The sequence below is a fragment of the Paenibacillus darwinianus genome (assembly GCF_000598065.1).
GTDB classification, from domain to species: domain Bacteria; phylum Bacillota; class Bacilli; order Paenibacillales; family Paenibacillaceae; genus Paenibacillus_I; species Paenibacillus_I darwinianus.
This window is the reverse complement of the sequence record NZ_KK082151.1, coordinates 15,368-19,951: the sequence shown is the minus strand read 5'-3', so window position 1 is coordinate 19,951 and position 4,584 is coordinate 15,368. Positions and strand designations below refer to the sequence as shown.

4 protein-coding genes are annotated in these 4,584 nt (G+C 58.6%); 3 read left to right on the top strand and 1 reads right to left on the bottom strand.

Features of this window, described 5'->3' with window-relative positions; translation table 11 throughout:
- Nucleotides 1–282: 282 nt before the first annotated feature.
- Nucleotides 283–2,361, bottom strand: a complete 2,079-nt coding sequence (locus BG52_RS06895) for a sensor histidine kinase (RefSeq protein WP_036584042.1) — start codon at nt 2,359–2,361, stop codon at nt 283–285.
- 91 nt (nt 2,362–2,452) lie between these two features.
- On the opposite strand from BG52_RS06895, the gene BG52_RS06890 reads away from it, so the two are divergent.
- The 3 genes from BG52_RS06890 to BG52_RS06880 form a co-directional block, all read left to right on the top strand.
- Entirely contained in the window at nt 2,453–3,175 is a 723-nt protein-coding gene (locus BG52_RS06890) for a response regulator transcription factor (protein ID WP_036584032.1), read from the top strand.
- Nucleotides 3,162–4,028: a class I SAM-dependent methyltransferase gene (locus BG52_RS06885; protein ID WP_036584029.1), complete on the top strand. Its 867-nt coding sequence runs from the start codon at nt 3,162–3,164 to the stop codon at nt 4,026–4,028. The genes BG52_RS06890 and BG52_RS06885 overlap by 14 nt, the downstream gene beginning before the upstream one ends.
- A 1-nt stretch (nt 4,029) precedes the next feature.
- Nucleotides 4,030–4,584: RluA family pseudouridine synthase (locus BG52_RS06880; protein ID WP_036667011.1), on the top strand; the 555-nt coding region annotated here is incomplete at its 3' end.

The window sequence follows — 4,584 nt, the reverse complement described above, 5'->3', positions numbered from 1 at the left end:
TCAATACTCATGGGCGCACCTCCGCAAGCATGTTCTCCCCCCGAAAGGCAGGTCGTTATGTACATACCCTTGAACGATCGGCTTGTATCAGACGGTAGGATGCCCAAATTTTTTAATCAGGCCGCGCTCTTCGAAAAAACCGCTACGGCAAAGACAGACCGAGGCACAAACGTCGGCGGCCGAAACAGCGGAGAAAGCGCTGTCAATTTGCAGCGCGCAATGCTTGCCTCCGGAACGGAAGCCCATTATGGCGACCAAGAGGTCTGGTCTTTGGTCATTTGACTACCCTCCCGGTCGTGCCTCGATTAAGCTGGAAGGCAGCGCGATCCTGAATGTCGTGCCCTCCCCGGGCTGGCTTTCCGCCACGATCACGCCGCCATGCAGCTCAATAATTTCTTTTACGATCGCCAGACCGATACCGCTGCCGCCTCCGGCGGAATTACGGGATTTGTCCTTTTTATAGAATCGGTCGAAAATATACGGCATATCCTCCTCCTCAATCCCCGAACCGGTGTCGCTGACCTCCAGCAGCAGCTTGTCCGCCTTCCGGTCAAGCCGGAAACGAAGCTCCAGCCTGCCGCCCGTCGGCATATGCTTGATCGCATTGTACACCAGGTTCGCCAACGCCTTATTCATTCTCGTCTCGTCGATCCGCACCCGGATGCGTTCGCCGCCCGGAGCGCCGGCATGCTCCTCCGCCACCTCAATGCCCATCGTCATGCCGCGGCTTTCAATATCAAGTCCGAAATATTCGCGGAGCGACTCCGCCCATTCGGCGACGACGATCTCGCGCAGCTCGAGCCGAACCTGACCCGATTCCAGCTTAGACAGCTCGAACAGCTCGGCGATCAGCCGGTTCAGCCCGTCGATTTTGCCCAGCACCATGCGCACATATTTGGCCTGCTGTTCCTCGCCCTTCACCACGCCGTCCTGCATGGCCTCCAAGTATCCCTGCACAAGTGTCATAGGCGTGCGCAGGTCGTGGGAAATGTTCGTGAGCAGATGCCGCCTTGATCGTTCCATTTTCTCCAGTTCGACGTTCGACGCCTCCAGCTTCTCATTAGAGCTGCGCAGAGCCACCGTCCGCTCCTCGATACGGTCCTCGAGATGCACGTTCAGCTCTTTCAGCGCCTCCGACACCGTCTCCACCTTCCGCAGAGCGCCCGAGAACCGGGTAGAAATAATGACCGCCTGCATCAGGATGAAAAAGAACAGTCCGATCGGCACAAGCTCGGTTGTCCGGTACCATTGGTTATAGTAGATCATGTCGTTGAGAATCGTCAGCACGAACACGAAAATGCCCATCAGGACAAAGCTGGCTCCTTCCCGCTTTCTCAGCTTGGCCACGATCAGCACGTATACCGCATACAGGCTCACCGTGACGATGAACAACTGAAAAAAGCCAAGCAGCTGCGTGTATCGATAAGCCGGAAACAGGAGCACAAACACGCACATCACCGCCGTCGAGATGCCGATCGCATAGCGCACCCGGTTGGAGGCATCCTTCGGAAACAGCTCAAATACATATAGATAGCCCGCTAATGCGCTGAGCGCGAGGGACATGTAATCGATTTTCAGACCAACCTCCCACGAAAAGCCCGGTATCCACCGCAGCAGCAGCACCTCGCCCGTCACGATCGTCCGAATGCCGACCCACAGGCAGAGCAGACCGAAGTGCAGCGTGAATGTCTCCTCCCTGCGCAGCACGAACAAGGCGATGTGGTACATACCAACGACCGCCAAGGCGCCGAAAAGCACCATCGTTTGCGCGGTCGCCCTGGTCTGCCGCTCGATGACGTCCGATGTCCGTCCCAGCTCCAGTACCTCCCACACGCCCCCGCGCCGATGGTGAAAGTTCGAGATCTGCAGCAGCAGCTCGGCGCGGCCGCCGTCGCTTCGGAAGGTGGCGATTTGCGGCGACTGCATCGGCTCCGCTTCGTCCGAGCTCGTGGACACGACGCCTCTCGCAGCGGCAAACTTGCCGTTGACCCAAAGCCTGTAGGACGTGTACAGGTTCGGTATGCGCACCGACATCGTCGGCTCGTCTCCATCAAGCAGTACCGTTAACCGGTAGGTCCCGTAGCCGGTGCCGTTCGCATAGCCCAGCTTCCGGTCATAATTGTTCCAGGAGTTCGGGACATACACGGCAATTCCGCCGTTGTCCGAAGACGACGGCTTCAGCAGCTTGTTCGGGTAAAATGTCCATTCGCCGCTGAGCGGTGCAAGTCCCCAGCGGTCGAAATTCCACTGCCGCAGGTCAAGCACGCCGCCCTCCGCCGACCTGCGTTCCGTCCCTTCCGCATTTCCGCAGCCGGAAATCCCGGTTAATATAAATAAAGCCACAATGGCCATTGCAAGCATCCGACGCAAAAAAGAACCGCCTCCCTGAGATCGTTGCTTCCCCCAAGTCCCATTCGATATAATAGGTTAGATAAGCCAAGGAGGAGTATGAGTGGAAGCGATATCCATACTCGTCGTCGACGACGAGCCGGACATTACCGAATTGATCGGCTTGTATTTGACCCGTGAAGGGTACGATGTCCATATAACCGACAATGGTACGGACGCCGTCCGGTTGACCGGTGAGCTGCGTCCCGATCTGATCGTGCTGGACATCCAGCTGAAACAGCTGGACGGCCTTGAAGTGTGCAGGCAAATCCGCGAGACGTCCGACGTTCCGATCCTGTTCGTCAGCTGTAAGGACGATGATAACGACATTATACACGGATTGGACGTCGGCGGCGACGATTATATGACCAAGCCGTTCAGCCCCCGACAGCTTGTCGCCCGGGTGCAGGCGCAGCTTCGGCGCCAGACGATCCGCGCCGAGCGGCAAGCTGAGGCGCAGACGGTGCTCACATTCGAAGAGCTGACGATCGACCTCCAAGCGCGAACGGTCGTGTGCGGCAGCGGGCCGGCGGCACTATCCGTCAAGGAGTTCGATCTGCTGGCCTATCTCGCGCGAAATCCGAACAAGGTGTTCCGTCTGGACGATCTGTATCAGGTCGTCTGGGGCGCTGACAGCGTCGGAGACACCCGCACGCTGATGGTCCACATCAGCAACCTGCGCAAAAAAATCGAGCTTGATCCCGCACATCCGCACTACATCCACACGGTTCGCGGCATCGGCTACAAATTCAACCCCAAGGAAGGATACACGCATGTACATCGCTGACCAATGGAAGGATTACGAATTGCTCGACACCGGCGACGGGGAGAAACTTGAACGCTGGGGAAACGTCACCCTCCGCAGACCCGATCCGCAAATTATATGGCCGCTTGCGAAAGAGACCAATGAGTGGCAGCATGCAGACGCCCATTATCACCGCAGCTCGTCCGGCGGCGGCCAGTGGGCGTACCGTGAGAAGCTGCCCGAGTCCTGGACAATCCATTACGGCAGACTGAAATTTCTCATTCGCCCCACCAATTTCAAGCATACTGGTCTGTTTCCCGAGCAGGCCGTCAACTGGAGCTGGATGATGGACAAAATCCGTTCCGCAGGCCGGCCGGTCAATGTGCTTAACCTGTTCGCCTATACAGGCGGCGCGACAGTCGCGGCCGCGGCGGCCGGCGCGGAGGTTTGCCATGTCGACGCCGCTAAGGGCATGGTGCAATGGGCGAAGGAGAACGCGGGCTTGTCGGGATTGTCCGACAAACCGATCCGCTACATAACAGACGACGTGTTCAAGTTCGTGCAGCGCGAGCAGCGCCGCGGCAAGCAGTACGACGCGATTATTATGGATCCGCCGTCCTACGGACGCGGACCGAACGGCGAGATGTGGAAGCTCGAGACGAACCTTTTCCCGTTCCTCGACTTCTGCACATCGATTCTGTCGCCCAACCCGCTGTTTGTGCTCATCAATTCGTACACGACGGGATTGTCCCCCTCCGTCCTGCACAACCTGCTGCATATGACGATCGCGCGCAAGCACGGCGGCAAAATCAGCTGCGGAGAAATCGGACTCCCGATCAGCCGGTCCGGTCTGAACCTGCCCTGCGGCATTCTCGGCCGCTGGGAGGCGGAATAGCATGCCGCCGGGACAATCCGGGGGGGCGCTTCGAATACCCGTCTTATATGAGGACAATCATGTGATCGCTATAATCAAACCGCCCGGTGTACCGTCCCAAGAAGACGAAACCGGGGATCCCGATGTACTGACGCTGGTCAAAGCCGATCTGAAGGAGCGGTACGCCAAGCCCGGGAACGTATTTCTCGGGCTTGTCCATCGTCTGGACCGTCCGGTCGGCGGCGTTATGCTGCTCGCCAGAACGTCCAAGGCGGCATCCAGATTATCCGAAGCGGTCCGCTCCCGCTCTTTCGCGAAAAGCTATCTTGCGGTAACCGACGGCATTCCCAAGCCGGCAGTTGGTTCCTTGCGGCATTACTTGCGCAAGGATGCAAGAACAAACACGGTGACCGCCTTCGCGGCTCCGGCGCCTGAAGCCAAGGAAGCGCTGCTTGATTATGCGGCGGCCGCCGACTCCGAAGGCAGGGCGCTTGTCGCCGTACGGCTTCATACCGGACGTCCTCATCAGATCCGCGTTCAATTGGCGGCGGCCGGCTGTCCGCTCGCCGGTGACCGC